Origin of the sequence: Streptomyces sp. NPDC005496, from assembly GCF_042872045.1 — a bacterium.
Classification (GTDB): domain Bacteria; phylum Actinomycetota; class Actinomycetes; order Streptomycetales; family Streptomycetaceae; genus Streptomyces.
In genome coordinates this window covers 135,900-155,517 of sequence record NZ_JBIAJQ010000011.1, presented here as the reverse complement: position 1 = coordinate 155,517, position 19,618 = coordinate 135,900, and the positions used below count along the sequence as shown (strand labels likewise).

At 72.6% G+C, this 19,618-nt stretch carries 14 protein-coding genes; 6 read left to right on the top strand and 8 right to left on the bottom strand.

Annotated features, from left to right (window positions below):
* Positions 1–7 precede the first annotated feature (7 nt).
* The gene (locus ACFYQQ_RS30285; RefSeq protein WP_355792755.1) at positions 8–196 is read right to left on the bottom strand and encodes a hypothetical protein; all 189 of its coding nucleotides are present in this window, start codon (positions 194–196) and stop codon (positions 8–10) included.
* Between the two features lie 331 nt (positions 197–527).
* Positions 528–3,320, bottom strand: a complete 2,793-nt coding sequence (locus ACFYQQ_RS30280; protein WP_356165419.1) for a SpoIIE family protein phosphatase — start codon at positions 3,318–3,320, stop codon at positions 528–530.
* 246 nt (positions 3,321–3,566) lie between these two features.
* Here ACFYQQ_RS30280 and ACFYQQ_RS30275 point away from each other — a divergent pair, with 246 nt between their 5' ends.
* Entirely contained in the window at positions 3,567–4,517 is a 951-nt protein-coding gene (locus ACFYQQ_RS30275) for a hypothetical protein (protein WP_355790280.1), read from the top strand.
* A gap of 10 nt (positions 4,518–4,527) precedes the next feature.
* Here ACFYQQ_RS30275 and ACFYQQ_RS30270 read toward each other — a convergent pair whose 3' ends face one another.
* From ACFYQQ_RS30270 to ACFYQQ_RS30260, 3 genes are all read right to left on the bottom strand, one after another.
* On the bottom strand, positions 4,528–6,813 hold the full coding sequence (locus ACFYQQ_RS30270; protein WP_388905849.1) for an FUSC family protein: 2,286 nt from the start codon (positions 6,811–6,813) through the stop codon (positions 4,528–4,530).
* Positions 6,814–7,092: 279 nt separating this feature from the next.
* Positions 7,093–8,718, bottom strand: a complete 1,626-nt coding sequence (locus ACFYQQ_RS30265) for an NAD(P)/FAD-dependent oxidoreductase (RefSeq protein WP_356165423.1) — start codon at positions 8,716–8,718, stop codon at positions 7,093–7,095.
* Positions 8,719–8,778: 60 nt separating this feature from the next.
* Positions 8,779–9,234 (bottom strand): SRPBCC family protein, encoded by a 456-nt coding sequence (locus ACFYQQ_RS30260; RefSeq protein WP_356165426.1) that lies wholly within the window; start codon positions 9,232–9,234, stop codon positions 8,779–8,781.
* 229 nt (positions 9,235–9,463) lie between these two features.
* On the opposite strand from ACFYQQ_RS30260, the gene ACFYQQ_RS30255 reads away from it, so the two are divergent.
* Together ACFYQQ_RS30255 and ACFYQQ_RS30250 are read left to right on the top strand one after the other, a co-directional pair.
* Positions 9,464–10,378, top strand: coding sequence for an SDR family oxidoreductase (locus tag ACFYQQ_RS30255; RefSeq protein WP_356165428.1), 915 nt, complete (start codon positions 9,464–9,466; stop codon positions 10,376–10,378).
* A 433-nt stretch (positions 10,379–10,811) separates the two neighbouring features.
* Complete coding sequence (locus ACFYQQ_RS30250) at positions 10,812–11,264, top strand: hypothetical protein (RefSeq protein WP_355791839.1); 453 nt, start codon at positions 10,812–10,814, stop codon at positions 11,262–11,264.
* A gap of 47 nt (positions 11,265–11,311) precedes the next feature.
* On the opposite strand, the gene ACFYQQ_RS30245 is transcribed toward ACFYQQ_RS30250, so the two are convergent.
* The 3 genes from ACFYQQ_RS30245 to ACFYQQ_RS30235 form a co-directional block, all read right to left on the bottom strand.
* Positions 11,312–12,607, bottom strand: a complete 1,296-nt coding sequence (locus ACFYQQ_RS30245; RefSeq protein ID WP_355791833.1) for a hypothetical protein — start codon at positions 12,605–12,607, stop codon at positions 11,312–11,314.
* A 58-nt stretch (positions 12,608–12,665) separates the two neighbouring features.
* A complete protein-coding gene (locus ACFYQQ_RS30240) occupies positions 12,666–14,756 on the bottom strand; it encodes a transglycosylase domain-containing protein (RefSeq protein ID WP_356165503.1) in 2,091 nt (696 codons plus the stop codon).
* Between the two features lie 716 nt (positions 14,757–15,472).
* Positions 15,473–16,972, bottom strand: coding sequence for a metallophosphoesterase family protein (locus ACFYQQ_RS30235; protein ID WP_388905844.1), 1,500 nt, complete (start codon positions 16,970–16,972; stop codon positions 15,473–15,475).
* A 466-nt stretch (positions 16,973–17,438) separates the two neighbouring features.
* Between ACFYQQ_RS30235 and ACFYQQ_RS30230 the strand changes: the two genes are divergently transcribed.
* The 3 genes from ACFYQQ_RS30230 to ACFYQQ_RS30220 all read left to right on the top strand — a co-directional run bounded on the left by ACFYQQ_RS30230 (position 17,439) and on the right by ACFYQQ_RS30220 (position 19,592).
* Entirely contained in the window at positions 17,439–18,233 is a 795-nt protein-coding gene (locus ACFYQQ_RS30230; protein ID WP_356165434.1) for an RNA polymerase sigma factor SigF, read from the top strand.
* A gap of 369 nt (positions 18,234–18,602) precedes the next feature.
* Positions 18,603–19,322, top strand: a complete 720-nt coding sequence (locus ACFYQQ_RS30225) for a UdgX family uracil-DNA binding protein (protein WP_388905841.1) — start codon at positions 18,603–18,605, stop codon at positions 19,320–19,322.
* A 69-nt stretch (positions 19,323–19,391) separates the two neighbouring features.
* Positions 19,392–19,592, top strand: a complete 201-nt coding sequence (locus tag ACFYQQ_RS30220; RefSeq protein WP_356165439.1) for a hypothetical protein — start codon at positions 19,392–19,394, stop codon at positions 19,590–19,592.
* Positions 19,593–19,618 lie beyond the last annotated feature (26 nt).

Genomic DNA, 19,618 nt, shown 5'->3' with positions numbered 1-19,618 from the left:
TCCCCCGTCAGCCCTTCTTGGGCCGCGGCGTCGGAGGCGACAACAGGAGGTTGCCGGCTCCGGACGACAGGGCGAGCGCGGCGCACTCACGGCTGTCGCGGAATTGGCCGTCGGCCTCGACCGGGTCGAGCGCCGCCTCTACGTCGATGCCCTGGACTTCGGTGATGTCGTCGGTCAGAAACTCGGTGGAAGACATACCACCATCCCCTTTGCGAGAGATACGTAGTTCTCCATTTCCAGTTGAACGCCTCGGGCACGGATGCGCAAAAGGAACGGGGCCGGCCCAGTGGGGACAAGGGAATCCGGGATTCCGTCCGACCGGGAGACGGCGAATACCCGCGCGAAGGCGAGGAAGTGATTGAACGACCGAAAATTGAAAGCAGAACCGGTCTGCGGCGAAAGGGCGTTGGGGGGCCTACGGTCCCGGCGCCCTCGATGCCGCTCAACGGGGCTCTGCCGTACGCCACTTGCCCCGCCGGGCCGAGGCCGCGCGGAGCAAGTGGGCGGGTGACGTACGGCCACCCCGTTCAGGGAAGGGGCTGTTCCGCCCAGATGACCTTGCCGGACGGGGTGTAGCGGGTGCCCCAGCGGTCGGAGAGCTGCGCGACCAGGAACAGGCCGCGTCCCCCCTCGTCGGTGCTCGCCGCGTAGCGCAGATGGGGCGAGGTGTTGCTGCTGTCGAAGACCTCGCAGATCAGGCTGCGGTCGCGCAGCACACGGACCCGGATCGGCGCGCCGCCGTACCGGATCGCGTTGGTGACCAGCTCACTGAGGATCAGCTCCGTGGTGAAGGCCATGTCGTCCAGGCCCCACTCCGCGAGCCGGCGGGTGACCGAGGCGCGGACCTCACCGACGGCCGCCGGATCGGGCGGCACCTGCCACTCGGCCACCCGGTCGGGCCCCAGCGCCCGGGTGCCGGCCACGATCAGGGCGATGTCGTCGCTCGGACGCGGCGGGAGCATGGCGTCCAGGACCGCCCGGCAGGTGTTGTCCGGCGAGGGGTCCGCCTGGGACAGGGCGGTGCTCAGCAGTTGCAGACCCGCGTCGATGTCCCGCTCCCGGTCCTCGACGAGCCCGTCCGTGTAGAGCACCAGCCGGCTGCCCTCGGCCAGTTCGAGTTCGGCCGTCTCGAAGGGCAGGCCGCCGAGCCCGAGGGGCGGACCGGCGGGCACCTCGGGGAAGTCGACGCGGCCGTCGGGACCGACCACCGCCGGCGGCGGATGACCGGCCCGGGCGACGGAGCAGCGCCGGGACACCGGGTCGTAGATGGCGTACAGACAAGTGGCGCCGGTGATCGCCGCGTTGCTGTCCTCCGCGGCCTCGTCCTGGTCGATGCGGCCTACCAACTCGTCGAGGAGAGCGAGGAGTTCGTCGGGCGGCAGGTCCAGGGCGGAGAAGTTGTGGACCGCGGTGCGCAGCCGGCCCATCGTCGCCGCCGCGTGCAGTCCGTGGCCCACGACGTCCCCCACCACGAGCGCCACCCGGGCGCCGGACAGCGGCAGCACGTCGAACCAGTCCCCGCCCACGCCCGCCTGAGCCGGGAGGTAGCGGTAGGCGATCTCCAGGGCGCTCTGCTCGGGCAGGTTGCGCGGCAGCAGACTGCGCTGGAGCGTCACCGCCATGGTGTGCTCGCGGGTGTAGCGGCGGGCGTTGTCGATGGACACCGCCGCCCGGGCCACGAGTTCCTCGGCGAGGGCCAGCTCCTCCAGGTCGAACGGCTCCGGCTTCTCGGAGCGCCAGAAGTTGACCACGCCCATCACCAGCGGGCCCACGCGCACCGGCACGGTGATCAGCGAGTGGATCCCGTACTCCACCACCTGCGCCGAGCGTTCCAGGTCCTGGGCGAGCCACCCCGGCGCCTCCTCGAGGTCGGGCTCCAGCAGGGCCTGGCCGGTGCGCAGACTGCGGGCCTGCGGCGAGGTGTCGACGAAGACGATGCGCTCGCCCACCGGGTACAGGGGCGCGTCCTTGCGGATGCCGGACGACGCCGTGCGCCGCAACTCGCCGATGGTCTCGGGTTCCTCGCCGTCCAGCACCGCCTCGGCGAGATCGACGGTGGTGAAGTCCGCGAACCGGGGGACGGCCAGCTCCGCCAGCTCCTCGCAGGTGCGGACCACGTCCAGGCTGGAACCGATGCCCAGCCCGGCGTCGTACAGCAGCTTCAGCCGCTCGCGGGCCACGTCGGCGCGGCCGGACAGGGCACGCAGCTCGGTGGAGTCGCGGAGCGTGGCGACGCTGCCGGCCGGTCCGCCCCTGAGGTCTGTGGGACGCTGGTTGATCGCCAGGAGGCGGTCGCCGACCAGATGCACCTCGTCCGTCGCGACGCGCCCCGAAGCCAGCAGTTCCGCCGTGTCGGGGTCGAGACCGAGTTCCAGGACGTGCCGCCCCTCGGCGTCCTCGGGCAGCCCGAGCAGGCGGTGCGCCTCGTCGTTGGCCAGCAGCAGCCGTCCCTCGCCGCCGACGATGATCACGCCCTCGCGGACGGCGTGCAGCACCGCGTCGTGGTGTTCGTACATCCGGGTCATCTCGTACGGGCCGAGACCGTGCGTCTGCCGCAACAGCCGTCTGCTCACGAGCCCCGCGCCCGCCGTCGCCAGGATCAGGGCCGCCCCCGCGGCGGCCAGCAGGATCGGCAGCTGGCGGTCGGCCGCACCGCCGACGTTCGCGGTGGTGATCCCGGCCGACACCATGCCGGCGACCGAGCCGTCGGGCCGCTCGACGGGGACCACGGCCTGGACCAGGGGCCCGATCGTGCCGTTGACCTCCTCGGTGAAGGAGCGGCCGGCCAGCGCGGGCGCGAGGGTCCCGACGAACTTCTTCCCGATCCGGTCCGGTTTCGGGTGCGTGTAGCGGATCCCGTCCGTGTTCAGCACGACGATGAAGTCCACCTTGGACTTCTTGCGGGCCGCCTCGGCGCGCGGCTGGAGGATCGCCGTGGGGTCCGGGCTGCTGAGCGCGGCGAGGGTGCCCGGCGCGTTGGCGAACGTCTCGGCCACCGCCAGCGAACGGTTGCGGGCCTCCTGCGTGGTGTCGTGGCGCACCTGGAGCACCAGCGCCACCACCCCGGAGACGACCAGCATCAGCACGATCACCAGCTGGAACACGAACACCTGGCCGGCGACACTGCGCCCGCTCAGCGCCGACCGCAGACCGGCGGCGGGCCCGTGCCCGCCGCCCGGCGCGCTCCGCCTCTCGGACGGTCTGTGCGGCGCCTGCCGCGCTCGCTGCGCGTGCGCTCCGCGAGCGCGCTCACGCCCGGTGCGCGGAGCGTCGTGCCGGCGGGTCGACCGAGCCCGGGATCGACCCAATAGTCGGACCATGTGCCCATGTCTACACTGCCGGGCGCCAGGAGGCGAGAGGGCACACATGGGGACGGACGGCGACCCCACCGCCCCCTCACGACCCGTGTCGGGCCCGTTCGGCTCCCGTCACCGGCCGCGCCGGGCGTCTTCCGGCGCCCTCGTGTGCGCGGCCCCGCGAGCGGGCGGCGCGAGCCGTCGGCCAGCATCCGGTAACGATCGTGCCGCGCCCCTTGTGGCGGGTCTTGTCACTCATAGCATGCGATCATGTCTTTTCTCTCAAGTCGCCGCAGAAAGCCGCGCCTTGCCCCCGAGCTCGACGACGGGGACCTCGGCAGGCTGCTGAAGTCACTGCGCGCGACGACCAGGTCCGGCACCTTCGGCACGACGGACCTGTGCGTGGCCCAGCTCTCCCGCCTGTTCGAACAGGACCCGGGCGACTGGGACCGGCGTGCGCACCGGCTGTCCGTCCTCGCGGACTACCTGTCCGAATCGCATCTGCCGTCCGCCTGGGCGACGCGTGAACCGGGCAACGCGAGCGCGCTCGTCCTCGCCGCCTGGTCCGAACTCGTCCGAGGCCGCGGCACGGGAGGACTGGCCGACGCCTCGGCCGCCGCCAAGCAGTGCCTGCGGGCGGCGGACCTCGACCCTCAGGACCCCGCGCCGTGGGTCGTGCTGCTCGGCATCGCCCGCCTGGAGCGCTACGCGCAGTCGGACGTCTTCGGTGCCTGGAACGAGATCCTGGCGCGGGACCGCTGGCACCGGGAGGCGTACCTGAGCATGCTGGCCCACCTCTCTCCCGAGGAGGCGGGCTCGCGGGTCCAGGTGCTCGACTTCATCGACTCCGTACGCCCCCGGATGCCGGCCAACGCGCCCTGCGCCGCGGTGGAACTCACCGCCCAGGTGATGCAGTACAACGCCGCGCTGGCCCGCGGGGGAGTGGACGCCCTGGTGGCCCGCAACCACTGGACCAACCCGCAGGCCGTCGAGTCGCTGGAGCGGGCCCACCACACCTGGCCGCAGCCGTCGTTCTTCCACCACGCGAAGACGCTCGCCGACCTGAACCTCCTCGCCTACGCGCTGATGGCCGCCGACCGCAGGCAGCAGGCCGCCCCCGTCTTCGAGGCCATCGGCAACACGGTCACCGCCTGGCCCTGGAACAGCGGAGGCGACCCGCTGGCCGCCTTCGAGCACGCGCGGAACCGGGCGGGCCTCTGACGGCCCCTGCTCACAGCGCGGCGGACCGGCGGGCGGCGGACCCGTCGGACGCCGCGACGGGCACCCCCAGTGGACGGGCCAGGCCGACCACTCCCTCGTCCAGCCGCTGAAGATGCCGCAGGACCCGGCCGGTGACCCGGTCGTGCCGGGGAGCCTCGCCAGGCCGGTCGCCCTCCAGCATGGACGCGAGGCTCGCGCCGGTCTCCACCGTGCCCGCGTCGGGCCGGTTCTCGACATGGGCGACGAGTACGTCGATGTTGTGCGCGATGCGCCGGCCCGCCCCCTTCAGCCGGGGATCGGCCGCGACGGTCTTGCTGTGGGGCAGCAGTTCCGCCGTCGCCGCCAGCGAACGCGCGTGGTACGCGCACGTCTCCAGGAGCGCCACCAGATAGCGGGCGGTCTGCCGGCGGGAGCGCAGCGGGGTGATGGGGTGCGTGAGCGGCTGCGTGGAGGCCCGCAGGTCCTCCAGGGCCGTGTCGAGGTCGCGGGCCTTGTCCAGCAGGTCCAGCGCGGGCCCGCCGCTCAACTGCTCCACCGCCGCGCCGGTGACGTCGCCGAGCCGGGCCAGCACCGTGGCGAGCTGCTCGTCCGTGCGGCGGTCGGTGTGCACCGGCAGGACCAGCGCGGCGGCGACCACCCCGCAGACGGCGCCGAGGGCGGTCTCCTCGATCCGCAGCACGAGCACCTCGGCGCTGTAGGTGTTCAGGAGCGTGTAGAGCAGCCCCAGCATCGCCGTGACGAAGAACGACATCAGGGCGTACGACAGCGGCGCCGTGAAGAACATCGCGAAGATGAACAACAAAACGAGGCCGAACGCGGTCCAGGTGTGGTTGCCGACCACGCCCGCCAGCAGCACTCCGGCGACGACGCCGAAGACGGTGCCCAGGAGCCGGCGGTAGCCCTTGACGAGGATCTCGCCGGTGGACGCCGTGTTGAGGAAGACGACCCAGCAGGTGAGCACCGCCCAGTACCAGCGCTGGCTGGACAGGAACTCGCCGCCCGCGATGGCCAGTGCCGAGCCGACCGCCACCTGGACGGCGGCGCGCGTGGTGGGGCGCCGCAGCCCGGTGCGGTCCTCGTCCTCGTCCCGGCCGCTCTCCTCGGCACCGGCGATCGCGATGTCCTCGGCGTCCAGCTCCTCGCGTGAGCGGGTGGTGGCCGGGGAGTCGTCGGACTCGTCCTGCGGGCCGTCGAAGGCCAGTCGCAGGCCGAGGACCGAGTGCGCCGCCTCGCCGATGCCGCGGAAGACGTCCTGGACGGCGGCGGGGGCGCGCGGCAGGTTCTCCTCGTCGCGGTAGGACAGCAGCCGGTTGCGCACGTGGGCGAGCGCGGTGCCGCCGATGCCGGAGGCGGGCCGGACGACCAGCAGGCGCAGGGCGTTCAGATCGCGCCGCAGGGTCGCCGTGATGTCGTCCTCGGCCCGCAACCGGTCACCCGGCGCCGGCACGGGCGCGTCGGGCAGATGCAGGGTGAGCGTGTCGGCGCGCTCGGCGCTGCGCGCGGTCAGCAGCAGGACGCCCAGCCGCTCGGCGGCGATCTCGGCCTCCGCGACCCGGCGCTGCACGTGGGAGGCGGCGGTGCTGTCGCTGGTCCCCTCCTCCAGCCGCCCCTGGATCATCATCGCCGTCTCGTGGAGGCGGGCGGTGTGCCGCCGCACCTCCTCCAGGGCCTTCTCCATCCGGTCGGGACCCGCGTCCAGCAGCTCGGTCTGCGCGGACACCAGCTGGGCCAGGCGCGCCCGGAAGGCCTCCCGCAGCCGCAGCAGGATGCGCTCGGGCGTCTCCGCCACCAGACCGAAGCGCACCGCCGCGCTGCACGCGAACGAGAGGACGAGGGTGGCGCACAGCCCGGGCAGCGTCTCCGCGTCGGCCTGGACGAACATGGAGATGAAGTAGACCTGGAACCCGATGAGCCCGAGCGCCGTCCCCCGGTCGCCGAAGCGGCGGCTGTAGACCGCGCCGAAGATCAGGGCGAGGAAGAAGAGGTCACCCGCGACGACGTGGGTGTTCAGAAGGGCGCCCAGCGACACCGCCGCGAGGGACACCGGCAGGCCGAGCGCGAGGGTGATCGCCTGTTCGCGCCGCTGCTTCTCCCGGATGGCGAAGGTGGCCACCATGGCCCCCATGGCGCCGCCCACCATGTGCGTCACGTCGGCGTCCATCAGGGCCAGCAGCGCGAGCGTGAGCGCGATGGCGCCCACGGTCCGCAGTCCGGCCATGAGCCGCAGCAGCCCCGGGTCGGACGCCGCGAAGCGGTCCCAGGTACCCGTCCAGGTCGGCCGTGTCGCTTTCCTCACCCTGCCGTACGTCCTCGCTCGCCGTCATGATCAGCAGTTCCAGCATGTCACGGCGCACCGCGTAGGCCGCTCCCCGGGGGCGGACCCCCAGCGTGCGGCGGCTCGTGGCCCCGCGGACGGATGCCCGGCGGCCGCGGGTGCACGCCGGAAGGTGGACACGTCGGCTCGGTCTCGACGGCAGCGGGGGAGGGCCCGTGCGGCCGGGCCGGGCGTGATCCCGTACGGCACCCGGGCTCCCGTACGGCACCCGGGGCCTTCCCGGAGTTGCCGGTCCGGGTGTCAGCTCGCGGTGCGGTCGCCCTTGCGGTCGCGGCGCGTCAGCACGCGCTGGACCCGGGTCAGCCCGGTGGGGAGGTGCCCGCGCAGGGCGGCGCGCGCCGCGTTCGAACCCGGCGCCCCGTGCACACCGCCGCCGGGGTGCGCACCGGCCGAGGCCAGGTAGAGGCCCTTGACCGGGGTCTCGGGGCGTCCGGTGCCGGGCACGGGCCGGAAGACGAGCTGCTGGTGCATGGCCGTGGTGCCGCCGTTGATGGCACCGCCGTGCAGGTTGGCGTTCATGCTCTCCAGCGTGGGCGGTGCCAGGATGCGGCGGGCCCTGATCAGCCCCCGGAACCCGGGCGCGAACCGCTCGACCTGTGCCTCCACCCGGTCGGCCATGACCTCCTGCTCGCGCCGGTCCCAGCTGCCGGTCAGTCCACCGTCGCCCGCGTCACCGGTGATCCGGTGCGGGACGTGGGTGTACGCCCACGCCGACTCGGTGCCCTGCGGCGAGCGCGTGGCGTCCGACGTGGTCATCTGGCCGAAGATGGCGAACGGTCGGTCGGGGACCTGGTGCATGGCGATCTGCGCCGCGAACCTGGTCAACTCGTCCATGCCGTCCGCGAGATGGACCGTGCCCGCGGACGCCGCCCGTTCCGCGGTCCACGGCACCGGCCCGCTGAGCGCCCAGTCCACCTTGAAGGTGGCGAAGTCCCACTGGAAGCGGCGCAGATCGGCGAGCAGCTGCGCCGGCAGATGCGCCTCGTCGACGAGACCGCCGTACAGCGCCGGCACGGAGACGTCGGCCAGCACGGCCCGGCTCGCGGCGACCGCCTCCCCGCCCGCCGTGCGCACGCCGACGGCCCGGCCGCCCCGCACCACGACCTCGGTGACCCGTTCCCCGCAGCGCACCGCGCCGCCGCGCTTCTCCAGCCGGCGCACCAGGGCCTGGGTCAGCACGCCTGAGCCCCCGGTCGGCACCGGGAAGCCGTGCGTCTGGCCCAGCATGGACATCAGCCAGCCGAAACCGCCGCTGCCCGCCGCCTCGGGGGCGAGGTCGGCGTGGAGGGCGTTGCCGGCCAGCAGGAGCCTGCCGCCCTCGCCCTCGAACTCCTCCTCGCCCAGGCGCCGTACGGGCAGCACCAGGGACCGGGCCAGCCGCAGTCCGCCCGCCGCGCGCAGCCGCATGGCGAGCCGGGCCCCGGCGCGCACGGGCGGGAAGGGGGTGAACAGCGCGTCGAGGATGTCCGGCCGCAGCCGCTGCCAGATCCGGTGCAGCTCCCGCCATGCCTCGCCGTCCCCGGGACTGAACGCGCTCAGGGCGGCGGCGGTGTCCTCGACGTTGCGACCGAGGAGGGCGCAGCTGCCGTCGGTCAGGGGGTGCGCCAGCACGTACGGGGCGTGGCTCCAGCGCAGTCCCTCGCGGTCCAGGCGCAGGCCGGCGAGGACGGGGGAGGCGGCGGCCAGCGGATAGAAGGAGCTGAAGACGTCGCTGACGTAGTCGGGGTGCACCTCGCGGTCGTGCCGGACCGCGCCGCCCGGTGCGCTCTGTTCCTCCAGTACCTCCACGCTCCAGCCCGCGTCGGCGAGCAGGTTGGCCGCCACCAGGCCGTTGGGCCCGGCGCCGATCACCACCGCGTCCGGCATGTCTGCCTCCAGTTCACGAGGGCGGCCCCGGCCTCGCACGGGGGAGCACCGCCGGGGGTCCTACCGGCCGGCAGGTTCGGGGAGCGGGCGGCTCTCGCACAGGTCCGCCAGCCGGTTGAGCATCGCGCGGTGGCGCAGTTGGACGAGTACCTCGAAGGCCGCGTTGTGCAGCGTGCCGCCGGCGCCGCGCAGGGGGTGCTCGTCGACGATGAGCAGGGTGTCCTCGCCCCACTCCCGGACGTCCAGAGCGATCCTGGCCGTGCCCAACGGGCCGGAGTTGGCTTCCAGTTCGAGCTGCCTGGGCGGATCGCAGCGGCGCACGACGGTCTTGTTGCTCACCGTCCAGGGGCCGAGGCGCACCTCGAAGGTCAGGGAGGCACCCGTCTGCGGCCACTGGCCCTCGGCGGGCCAGGTGTCGGATGTGCCGACCACCCATTCGCTGTAGCGGTCCGGGTCGGCCAGTACGGACCACACCACATGGGGCGGCCTCTTGATGAGCTGATGCCGTACAGCCATGCAACCCTCCTGGGAGTGAACGCTCTTCGCGGCCGGCGCGGGCCGTCCGGGTCGGCTGCACCCAGGTTTCCATCTTTGAGGGACTTACGCCTTTTCTGGCGTGACGAGCGGCACGGGGTGCGGTGTCCGCGTCCGCCGGGCGCCCGCACCCGGCACGGGGGAGTCGGGGCGGCCCGGGCGGCGGCACGTACGAAGGCCATGGCGGCGCGGTGCGGTTAGCGTGGTGCGCATGGCTGATGCCGATATGCGTAGAAATGGTCCGCTGGCGGGCCGGGTCGTGGTGGTGACCGGGGCCTCGCGCGGCCTCGGAGCGGCCACGGCCCGCGTCCTCTCCGAGCGGGGAGCCGTCGTGGCCCTGCTGGGGCGCCAGCCCGAGGCGATCGCCGAGGTCGCGGCGGCGCTGCCCGGCCGGGCGGGGTGGTGGGAGGCCGACGTCACCGACGACGCGGCCATGGACCACGCGGCCGCCGGTATCCGTGAACAGCTCGGCGCGCCCTCCGCGGTCGTCGCCAACGCCGGAGTCGCCGAGGGAGGCCCGTTCGCCGAGTCGGATCCGGCGACCTGGCGGCGCGTGATCGACGTGAACCTGACCGGCAGCGCGATCACCGCGCGGGCGTTCCTCCCGGACCTCGTCGCCACGCGCGGCCACTACCTCCAGATCGCGTCGCTGGCCTCCTTCGGCGCCTCACCGATGATGAGCGCCTACTGCGCCTCGAAGGCCGGCGTCGAGTCCTTCGCGCACGCCCTTCAGGCCGAGGTGGCGCACCAGGGCGTCGCGGTCGGGATCGCCTACCTCAACTGGACCGACACGGACATGATCCGGGACGCGGACCAGCACGCCGTCCTGCGGGAGCTGCGGCGCCACATGCCGCCCCCGGCCCGGAGGGTCTATCCCGTGGAGCAGGTCGCGGAGCGCATGGTGGCGGCCGTCGAACGCCGCTCCCGTGCCGTGTACGTCCCGTCCTGGCTGCGGCTCGCCCAGGTCGGGCGGGCGGTCCTGCCGCCGGTGGTCACCCGGATCTCCCGCAGGGAGCTGCCCCGGCTGGCGGCCCGTTCTCGGTTCGAGGCGACGGGGCTGCTGGGAGCCGGGGCGCGCGACGACCCCGCCGAGGTGCACAGGAGCCGTACACCTCCGGCGGGGTGACGCGGTCCGTCCGGGAGGGGCGGGTCAGCGGGGTCCGGCCGCGCGGCTGGACCGGATCAGGGGGCCCGGTTGCGGGGTCGGCGGCACCGGGTCGGGTCCGGCCGGTCCCGGCGGCGCCGGCGGTACCGGGTCCGGCGGCGGAACGGGGACGGGACCGGGCGCGGGGCCGGGCTGCGGATCCGTCGGCCCTGGCGACGGGGTGGGGTTGGGCGGGGTCGGGTCGGTCGGCGGGATGCTCATCGGCCACCTTCTCTCTCGGCGGATGCGGATCACCTCTCGGGTTCCCCCCGCACCTCGATCATGCCTCCGGCGCCCGCTTCATACCGCAATGCGCCCATCTCCGGGGCGGCCGTGCCCGGCGGGAGGGCCGCCAAGCGGATCATCTCGGGCCCTCACCGGTATGACCCGCCGCGGTGCGGGGATCTGGAGATCCATGAACGATCCTCAGCACCGAGACGGACCCGACCGCGCGCACCGGCGGCCGGACGGGGTCGACGACATGACCGTGGAGGCGCTCGGCGCCCTGTCCAAGGCACTGGAGACGACGGAACGGGCCCGCGGGCACCTGTACGCGTTCCACCAGCTGACCGGCACGGCCGACCTGGAACTCGACCGGGCGGTGGAGCTGCTCCGCAAGTCCGGGCACGGCGGGTACGGCGACCGCGTGGAGCGGGAGATCCTGGGCCGCAACGTGATCCCCGGCCACTGGACGTTCCAGATCGTCGAGGCCTACAACGACACCTACTACGAGCCCTTCAAGCACCTGGAGCGACAGGCACGGGACGACCTGGTCGAGGGACGCGACCACCTGTACGAGGCGGAGATGAAGGAGGACCGCCGCACCGAGGGCCACCCCCACCACACGGCCCGCCCGGACGCGACGTGACCCGGCCGGCGTGAGCGGCGCCCCGCCAGGACGCGGGGCGCCCCCGCCTAATTGACGACGCTCGACCAGTCCGGTGACTGTGCCGGGTCCAGGCTGCGCAGGCGTTCCAGGACCTCGGGTTTCTGCGCGTCCATCCAGTCGGCCAGCTCGCGGAAGGACACGCAGCGCACGTCCTTGCGCACGCACACGTTCTTGATGACCTCGTCGACGGCCTTCATGTAGATGCCGCCGTTCCAGTCCTCGAAGTGGTTGCCGATGAACAGTGGTGCCCGGCTGCCGTAGTACACGCGGTTGAAGCCGCCCAGGTACGCCTGGGCCGTCTCCTCGCGCCACTTGTCGTACTGTGCCGGGTCGCCGTCGGTCTCGCCCTCGGACTGGTTGTAGAGGAAGTTGAAGTCCATCGACAGGCCCTGGTACTTGCCGCCCTCGTACGGAAGCATCTGGAGGGGGAAGTCCCAGATGCCGTCCTTCTTCGCCGGCCATATCTGGAAGTCGCCGGCGGAGCTGGCGTCGTAGCGCCAGTCGAAGGTCTTGATGGCCTTGAGCAGGTTCTTCTGGCCTTCCAGGCAGGGCGCGCGGCCGCCGACGATCTCACGCTCCGCGTCGAAGGGCAGCGCCTTCAGGTCGTCGTAGCCGGTGTTGGTCTTCCACTTCTCGACGAACGAGTAGAACTGCCTGATCTCGCTCTTCCACTCCTCGACGCTCCAGTCGCCGCCGCCCTTGGCGCCGCAGAAGTGGCCGTTGAAGTGCGAACCGATCTCGTTGCCGTCCTCCCACGCCTTGCCCAGCTCCGTCAGCGTGGTGCGGATGTGCTCGTCGGTCGGGTAGCTGATCGCCGAGTCGCCCGGGTCGTGCATCGGTGGGTGGTACAGCGTCTTCTTGTCCTTCGGCAGCAGATAGATGCCGGTCAGGAAGAAGGTCATGTGGGCGTCGTACTCCTTGGCCATCTCGCGGTAGTGCGAGAACAGCTCGTCGTCGCCCTGGAGGGCGCCGTCCCAGGAGAAGACCACGAACTGGGGCGGCTTCTCCCCGGGTTTGAGCCTCGTGGCCTTGAACTCACCGCGCTGCGGCCCGGTGTACGAGGTGGAGCCGTCCCCGATCACCTTCGTCTTGCCGTCCCACTGGGGCTCCTTGCCCTTGCCCGCTCCGTCGCCGGGCGACTTGGCGGCCGACGACCCGGTGGGCGCGGGGTCGTCCCCCGTCCCCCACACGACCAGGGGAACGGTGACGCACGAGACGGCCAGGGCGATGGCGGCGGTCAGGATCCTGGGCCGGGCGGTCAGCCGGCCCAGGACGTCGGAGCTGCCGCTGCGGCGGCGCCTGCGGTGGGCGTTGGAGTTCATCGGTGGCGCATTCTGCGAGGAGGGAGAGCGGAGCGCAATGGTGCCGTCGCCGCTCGCTTCAGCTGAGCGGGCTCATGGACTTCGACCAGATGCCGTAGGGGACCGAGGTGGCGGGCGAACCGGCGAGGCCCTTCAGCGGGAGGGGTTCCAGGCTCTTGGACAGGTCCATGCGGTAGGTGACGACCGCCGTGGACACCGAGCGGTGCGTGCCGACGTACCAGGCAGCGGTGTCCTTCTGGCTGGTGCCCCCCTTGGCCGCGACCTTCGCCGAGTCGGGTGCCGCGCCCGGGTGCTGGGTGCGGAAGGACTCGGTGAGCGCGTCGGTGACCTGGTCGGCCACCTCGGTCCTGACCGCGCGGCGCGGTTTGGGTGTGCTCAGGGCGACGCCGCTGCCGTTGCGGGTGATGCGGCGCACCGAGTAGGGCTCGGTATGGGTCCCCTGGGCGGAGAAGGTGGCGTAGGCGCTGGCCATGCGGATGGCGCTCGGCGTGGAGCTGCCCAGGGACAGTTCGGGCACCTGGGGGCCCATGCTGGACGAGAGGAGGCCGGCCGCCTGGGCGGTCAGGCGCACCTTGTCCAGGCCCGTGTCCAGGCCGAGCTGCATGAACGGCGCGTTGACGGACGAGGCGAGCGCCTTGTGCAGGGGGATCTGCCCCCAGGACTTGCCGTCGTCGTTGTGGGCGGTGACCTTCTTGCCGCTGCGGTCCCAGTAGGGGCCCTCGGGCGTGGTCACGGGGACGTCGTCGTCACCGTTGTAGACGGAGTCGGGACCGACCGGGGTGGTGGCCGTCGTGCCCCGCTCCTTGCGGACCCCGTGCTCCAGGCCCGCCGCGTACACGAACGGGAGGAACGCCGAACCCGCCGGGACGGTCGTCGCGTTGGACTCGTTGAAGCCCTGCTTGCGGTGGTCGGGACCGCCGTAGACGGCGAGTATCCGGCCGTCGTCGGCGACGGACGCGGCTCCGTAGTGCGCGGTCCTCGCCTTGTCCGGGTCGTCCTTCCTGGCGTCCTTGCGGGCGCGGGTGACGGCCGCGGTGAGGGCGTTCTCCCGCTTCCGGTCGAAGGTCGTGTAGATCTGGTAGCCGCCGAGGTCGAACTCCTGGTCCGAGATGTGCGCGGACTTCTTGGCGTACTGGGTGGCCAGCTCCACCAGGTAGTCGCTCTGGTGGCCGGTGTCGTAGACCCGGGACTGCTTGAGCGGCTCGGGGAACTCGGTGTACTTGGCGCGCTGTTCCGCGGAGAGCTTGCCGATCTTGACCATGCGGTCGAGGATCCAGGTCCACCGCTCCACGGCCCGCGCGTGGTTGTTCGCGCTCAGGGAGGGGTCGAAGAGGCCGGCGCCCTTCAGCAGCGAGGCCAGGAACGCGGCCTCGCTGGGGTTGAGTTCGCTGACCTCCTTGCCGTAGTACGCCTGCGCGGCCCGCTGGATGCCGTAGGTGCCCCGGCCGAACCAGCTGGTGTTGAGGTAGCCCTCCAGGATCTGGTCCTTGCTCATCTTCTGGTCGAGCTTGATCGCCATCATGGCCTCGGTGAGCTTGCGGCTCACCGAGCGGTCCTGGGACAGGTAGACGTTCTTGACGTACTGCTGGGTGATCGTCGAGCCGCCCTGGGTGTCGCCCTCGCCGACCGTGCGCCACAGGGCGCGGGTGATGCCGCTGGCGGAGATGCCGGGGTCGGAGTAGAAGCTCTCGTTCTCCGCGGCCAGCACCGCCCAGCGCACCTGCTCGGGGATGTCCTTCAGCGGCATCTCCTGGCGCCGTACCCAGCCGGTACGGGCCATGGGGGTGCCGTCCTCCCAGAAGTAGACGTTGTCCTGCTGGGTGGCGTACGTGTTGAGGTTGTCCGGGATCTCCGTGGTGGCGTAGGCGACGCCCAGCAGGGAGGCGGTGGCGGCGAAGAGCGTCAGGACGGCGCCGAGCCACTGGCGCCAGGAGGGCATCCAGCGACGCCAGCCGGTACGGCCCGGCCGCGGGTACTTCGGGCGCAGGCGCCGGACGTAGGGCGCGGCGCCCTCGATGACGGGGGCCAGCCGTGCGGAGACGGCCGCCGTCACGGCAGCCCTGGCGGTGGGCGGGCCGGGTTTGCGCCGGGGGCCGCTGCGCGGCTCGACGGGCTTGGGCTTCGGCACGTCCGACACCCGGAGCGCCATGGTGGCCTCCGGGTCGGTGCGGACCCGCCGGACCGGGGCGGGCTCGGGCGGGGAGCTGTCGTCGGGGGAGAGGGGAGCCGGGTCGGCGTCCGGGGTCCGGCGGGGGGGCCGGGCGGCGAGCGCCTTGAGGTCGTCGGGCGTCCGGAGCGCCATGGTGGCTTCCGGGTCGTTGCGGGGCTCGCGCTCGGGGGCGGGCTCCAGGTCCTCGGGCACCCGGAGCGCCATGGTGGCCTCCGGGTCGGTGCGCGGGCGGTCACCGGCGTCGGGGATGTCCCGGCGGCCGGGACGGTCCGGGGTTCCGGGGCGTGACGGTGGCGCCTTCTCGCCGTCGGGCGCGGGCGTGCGGCGGCCGGATTCCGGGGAGCCGGAGCGGCCGGGAGCGTCCTCGCGGCGGTGCGGGCCGCCGCCCTCCTCGGGCCTAGCCATGGAGGGTTTCCGGACGTGGCCCCCCGCCGGGGTGCACCTCATGTATTCGCTGCCATGACGTGGACATGCCTGCGTCTCCCTCCGCACTCAGTCTTGCTCGCGCGGGTAGATGCAGCTGCCGCGCACGCGGCTGCGAGCCCCCCTCCCCGACCTTTCGGTACATCGCGGCCCCCACAAATTATCAGTGGTCACAGTGATCGCTTCCGTCGGATACCAGACAGAAAGCGGACAGTTGTGTTCCGTTTCGGTCACGTGAAGGACGCGGTGCCCCGCCCCCGCGGTTCCCCGGGTCACCGCAGCGGGATGATCACTTCGTCCTCGACGGGCGGATCGAGCTCCTGAGCACGGTTTCCGGTGGCCGAAAAGCATCGCAGCCGGACCGAGTCCGGAGAGACGTCCAGCCGCAGGAAGCTCTTGAAGAACGGCGGGCTGTACGTCGCCGATCCCGGCGAGAACAGCTGCGTGTACGTCTTGCGCACGGGCAGGCGCAGCCACGCTCGGCGGCCGGGGCGGCGGCCCGCGCCCAGCAGCCCGGCGACCAGCCTGACGCGCCGCGTGACGCGCGCGGGCGCCGCCTGGGAGCGGGTCGGCGCGACGCCCAGACGCTCGGCGATCACGGCCGTCGCCTCGGCCTCGCCGAGCGTGAAGAAGCGGGGCATCCGCAGCCGCCGCCCGTAGAGCCTGCTGTAGAAGGCCAGGGAGTCGCCGCGCAGGGGATAGCAGCGGAAGTCGTCCTCGCCCACCCCGGCCACGGAGACCCGGGGGATGGTGTGGGTGGCGTGCATGAACGCGCCGCCGCCCCCGGCGACCACGTACTGGACGGTGCGGCCGTCCACCGCCACCGGATAGCGCTGGTAGTTGTGGATGTCACCGCCGATCGCGGCGACGTAGCGGTGAGCGGGATCACGGACGATGTCGTCGACCGTGCCGCCGCCCTCGATCGCGCAGGGGTGGTGCTCGCCGTCCACGTACAGGGGTGAGCCGGTGACGAGGATCTTCGGGACGTCCGCCCGCGACACCTCCCGCAGCCAGCGGCCCTGTTCGGCGTCGAGGGTCCCCAGCAGCCCCGTGTCGATGCCGACGATGCGCACCGGACCGGCGTCGATCGCCCAGTAGGGGCCCGGCTGCACGGCCTGTTGGGCGGGCGCGGACCGCAACTCCTGTGCTGCGGCCAGACGTTGCTCGTCCACGGGTCGGGGTCTGTGCCACAGCAGCGCACGCAGCCAGGCGCGTGTCAGCGGGCGGGGCGCGGGCTGCGGGGCGAGAGGCGGGGCGTCGCAGAAGACGCGCATGAAGCCCTGGAGGTCCTCGTACCAGTCGTGGTTGCCGGGTATCGCGTACACGGGTGCCTGGTAGTCCCGGTACGGACGGTGGAACTTCGTGCCGTACTCGTCGGCGCTGCCCACCGGATAGACCACGTCACTGGCGAGGACGGCGAAGCTGGTGTCCTGACCGACCTTCAGGAAGCCCGGGACCACGGCGTACTGGGCGTCGTCGCCCTCCCCGGTGTCCCCGATGACCATGAAGGAGAAGTGGTCGGGGTCGTCGCGCCGGATCACGCGGTCGGCGGGGGCGTCGGCGGCCGCGCGCTGCTCCGCCCAACGGGCGCGGGTACGGCCCGTGGGGTCCCCGAACCACGAGGCCAGTACGCCGTTGCGGGCCGGCCACAGCGTCCGCGGGTCGAGCCACGACAGCTTCTCGACCCGCTGCGGCATCAGCAACCGGTAGTCCCCGCGCTCCGAGTCGCCCCAGCCGGCGCCCGCGGCCGTGTCCCGTGAAGAGTCAGACATCGGGGAACCGTAACAACGCGCCCGGACGCGCCGACGACCAGCCCGTACCTTCGGCACGCACGCCCGGCGCCAGGGCGCCCCGCGGGCCGCGCACGCCCAACTCGCCGCGCCCCCGGCCCACTTCGCGGCGGATCCCCTCAACCAGCCTTGCCGCAAAGGTTTCAGGGAAAGGGATTCGCCTTCGATGTCATTTCTCGACGCTATTTCTCGGCGTCGAGAGGCACGGTTCTGTCGATGGAATTCCTTTCAACGAATCCGTCACCGCCCGGGCTCACCCGGTCGCCTTGCGTCAACGCCGTCCGGAATGCGTTTCGCGCATTCCAGGACCGGGAATTCGCGGGTTAGTGCTTCGGACAGGAGGCACGTCCGTGGGAGCTGGCCCGAACAGAATCCCGGGTGTGTCCGGTGCCGTCCGTATGTGCAGCTCCCCAGGTGACGTACACCTTTCGAAGGGAGTTGCGGCGCCATGAGTGTCACGGCACGCACGAAGCAGCACCCGCACGACGACGCCCCCGACACGGCCGCGGCGTTCGAACACCTCCACGCCCTGCCCGACGGCCCGGAGCGGCAGGCACTGCGGGACGAGCTGGTGAGAGCCTGGCTGCCGATGGCCGACCGCATCGCGGGCCGGTTCCGGGGCAGGGGGGAGTCCGTCGAGGACCTCTGCCAGGTCGCCGCCCTCGGTCTCGTCAAGGCGGTCGACCGCTACGACCCCGAGCGGGGCAACGCCTTCGAGAGCTATGCCATCCCGACCATCACCGGTGAGATCAAGCGCCACTTCCGCGACCACATGTGGCTGCTGCACGTGCCCCGCCGGGTCCAGGACCTGCGCAATCGCGTCCGTACGGCGGTGAAGGACCTGTCACAGACGGCACCCGGCCAGAACCCCTCCGTCGCCGAGATCGCGGCCGAGGCACAGTTGACCGAGGACGAGGTGCGCACGGGTCTTGAGGCCCTCGACAGCTTCACCGCCCTCTCGCTGGACGCCGAGCTGCCGGGCAGCGACGACGGCTACGCGCTGGGGGACGCGCTCGGCGCCCCGGACAGCGGATTCGACCTGGTCGTCGACCGCGAATCGGTGAAGCCCTGCCTCCGGGCGCTGCCGGAGCGCGAACAGACCATCCTCTACCTGCGGTTCTTCTGCGGCATGACGCAGAGCGGGATAGCGCGGCAGCTCGGCATCTCGCAGATGCACGTCTCCCGCCTGCTGAGCGGCTGCTACGACAAGCTGCGCGAGGAGGCGTTCACCGACGCGCCCTGAGCCGTGTCCCAGCCGGTCTCCCGCCCGGGTACGGGCCGAGCGGGAACCGTCACCCCGGGCCGGCCCAGGCCGGCCCGGCGGCGAAAGGCCCGAGTGCCTCTTCCCCGGTCCCGTCCTCCTCCCCACCGCCGCCGGCCGATCCGATTCCGTGCACGGAATTCCGCGGCGATTGATATCGGGGCGATTCTCGGGGCTGCGTTCCGTCCGGCGACGGAGTTCGGGACGGTGGCCGTGCGGAAACGCTGCCGAGCGTGCCCGGAAGCCGCCGTGACCGCCGCATGACGAACGCGGCGCGGGGTACTCCGGCGGCACCCGGGGTGCGAGGGCCCGGGCACCGACGGCACGTAGCGGTCCGGAGGTGAGGCGCACATGAGCCCGACCGACGACGACGCGCCCACGGCGCACGAGGGCGGCGCGGAGGCGTACGACGCGGGGCCCTTCCTGCCCGCGCCGGGCGGCATGCCCGCGCACCGGCGTGCCGCGGCGGACTGCCGGGGCCGCCCCCTCTTCGAGAACGCCACCGGGACCGTCTTCGGCGCGGGTGACACCTCGGCGCGGATCATGCTGGTCGGCGAGCAGCCCGGGGACCAGGAGGACAGTCAGGGGGAGCGCTTCGTCGGACCGGCCGGCCGGCTGCTGGACAAGGCGCTGGAGGAGGCGGGCATCGACCGGGACGACGCCTACGTCACCAACGCCGTGAAGCACTTCGAGTTCACCCCGGCCGCGGGCGGCAGACGCCGCATCCACAAGGCGCCCGACCTGCGCGAGATGACCGCCTGCCGGCCCTGGCTCCTCGCGGAACTGCGGCTGGTCCGGCCCGACGTGGTGGTCGCGCTCGGCGCCACCGCCGGGAAGGCGCTGCCCGGCAAGTCGTTCCGCGTGACGAAGGACCGCGGAGCGCTCCTCCCGCTGCCCGGCGAGGAGGCGGAACAGCACACGCGGCCCGGCGGGCGGGATGAGGGCGTGCGGTACGTGGTGGCGACCCTGCACCCGTCCGCCGTGCTGCGCTCCGACGACCGCGAGGCCGCCTGCGCGGGGCTCGTCGCCGATCTGAGGGTGGCCGCGCGGGCGCTGCACGAGGGCCGCTGAGCGTCACGGCGCCGCACCGGCCCGGAGGATGATCGGGCTTGAACGCCGATCTCCGGGTACCCGGCCGGTATGAGCGACACCGATCCGCGTCCGACCGGGCGCAAGAAGCCGACCCGGACCGCGACGGAAGAGGCCCTGGAAGAGGTGAAGGAGCTCGGGAGGCAGGAGGACACCGACACCACCGAGGGCGCGCCGGAAGGCACCGGCGACCCCGTCACCCCGAGCCGTCCCGCCAACCGGAAGACCGCCGAGGGGCACCCCTCCGACTGACCCCTCGCCGAAGGAGCACGTACACC

Excerpts from the sequence above, each read along its gene's own strand:
- ACFYQQ_RS30225 (WP_388905841.1), top strand. The coding sequence starts at position 18,603 with ATGAGCCCGACCGACGACGACGCGCCCACGGCGCACGAGGGCGGCGCG.
- ACFYQQ_RS30275 (WP_355790280.1), top strand. The coding sequence starts at position 3,567 with ATGTCTTTTCTCTCAAGTCGCCGCAGAAAGCCGCGCCTTGCCCCCGAG.
- ACFYQQ_RS30250 (WP_355791839.1), top strand. The coding sequence starts at position 10,812 with ATGAACGATCCTCAGCACCGAGACGGACCCGACCGCGCGCACCGGCGG.
- ACFYQQ_RS30255 (WP_356165428.1), top strand. The coding sequence starts at position 9,464 with ATGGCTGATGCCGATATGCGTAGAAATGGTCCGCTGGCGGGCCGGGTC.
- ACFYQQ_RS30240 (WP_356165503.1), bottom strand. The coding sequence starts at position 14,756 with ATGGCGCTCCGGGTGTCGGACGTGCCGAAGCCCAAGCCCGTCGAGCCG.
- ACFYQQ_RS30280 (WP_356165419.1), bottom strand. The coding sequence starts at position 3,320 with ATGGTCCGACTATTGGGTCGATCCCGGGCTCGGTCGACCCGCCGGCAC.
- ACFYQQ_RS30245 (WP_355791833.1), bottom strand. The coding sequence starts at position 12,607 with ATGAACTCCAACGCCCACCGCAGGCGCCGCCGCAGCGGCAGCTCCGAC.
- ACFYQQ_RS30265 (WP_356165423.1), bottom strand. The coding sequence starts at position 8,718 with ATGCCGGACGCGGTGGTGATCGGCGCCGGGCCCAACGGCCTGGTGGCG.
- ACFYQQ_RS30235 (WP_388905844.1), bottom strand. The coding sequence starts at position 16,972 with ATGTCTGACTCTTCACGGGACACGGCCGCGGGCGCCGGCTGGGGCGAC.
- ACFYQQ_RS30260 (WP_356165426.1), bottom strand. The coding sequence starts at position 9,234 with ATGGCTGTACGGCATCAGCTCATCAAGAGGCCGCCCCATGTGGTGTGG.
- ACFYQQ_RS30220 (WP_356165439.1), top strand. The coding sequence starts at position 19,392 with ATGAGCGACACCGATCCGCGTCCGACCGGGCGCAAGAAGCCGACCCGG.
- ACFYQQ_RS30230 (WP_356165434.1), top strand. The coding sequence starts at position 17,439 with ATGAGTGTCACGGCACGCACGAAGCAGCACCCGCACGACGACGCCCCC.
- ACFYQQ_RS30285 (WP_355792755.1), bottom strand. The coding sequence starts at position 196 with ATGTCTTCCACCGAGTTTCTGACCGACGACATCACCGAAGTCCAGGGC.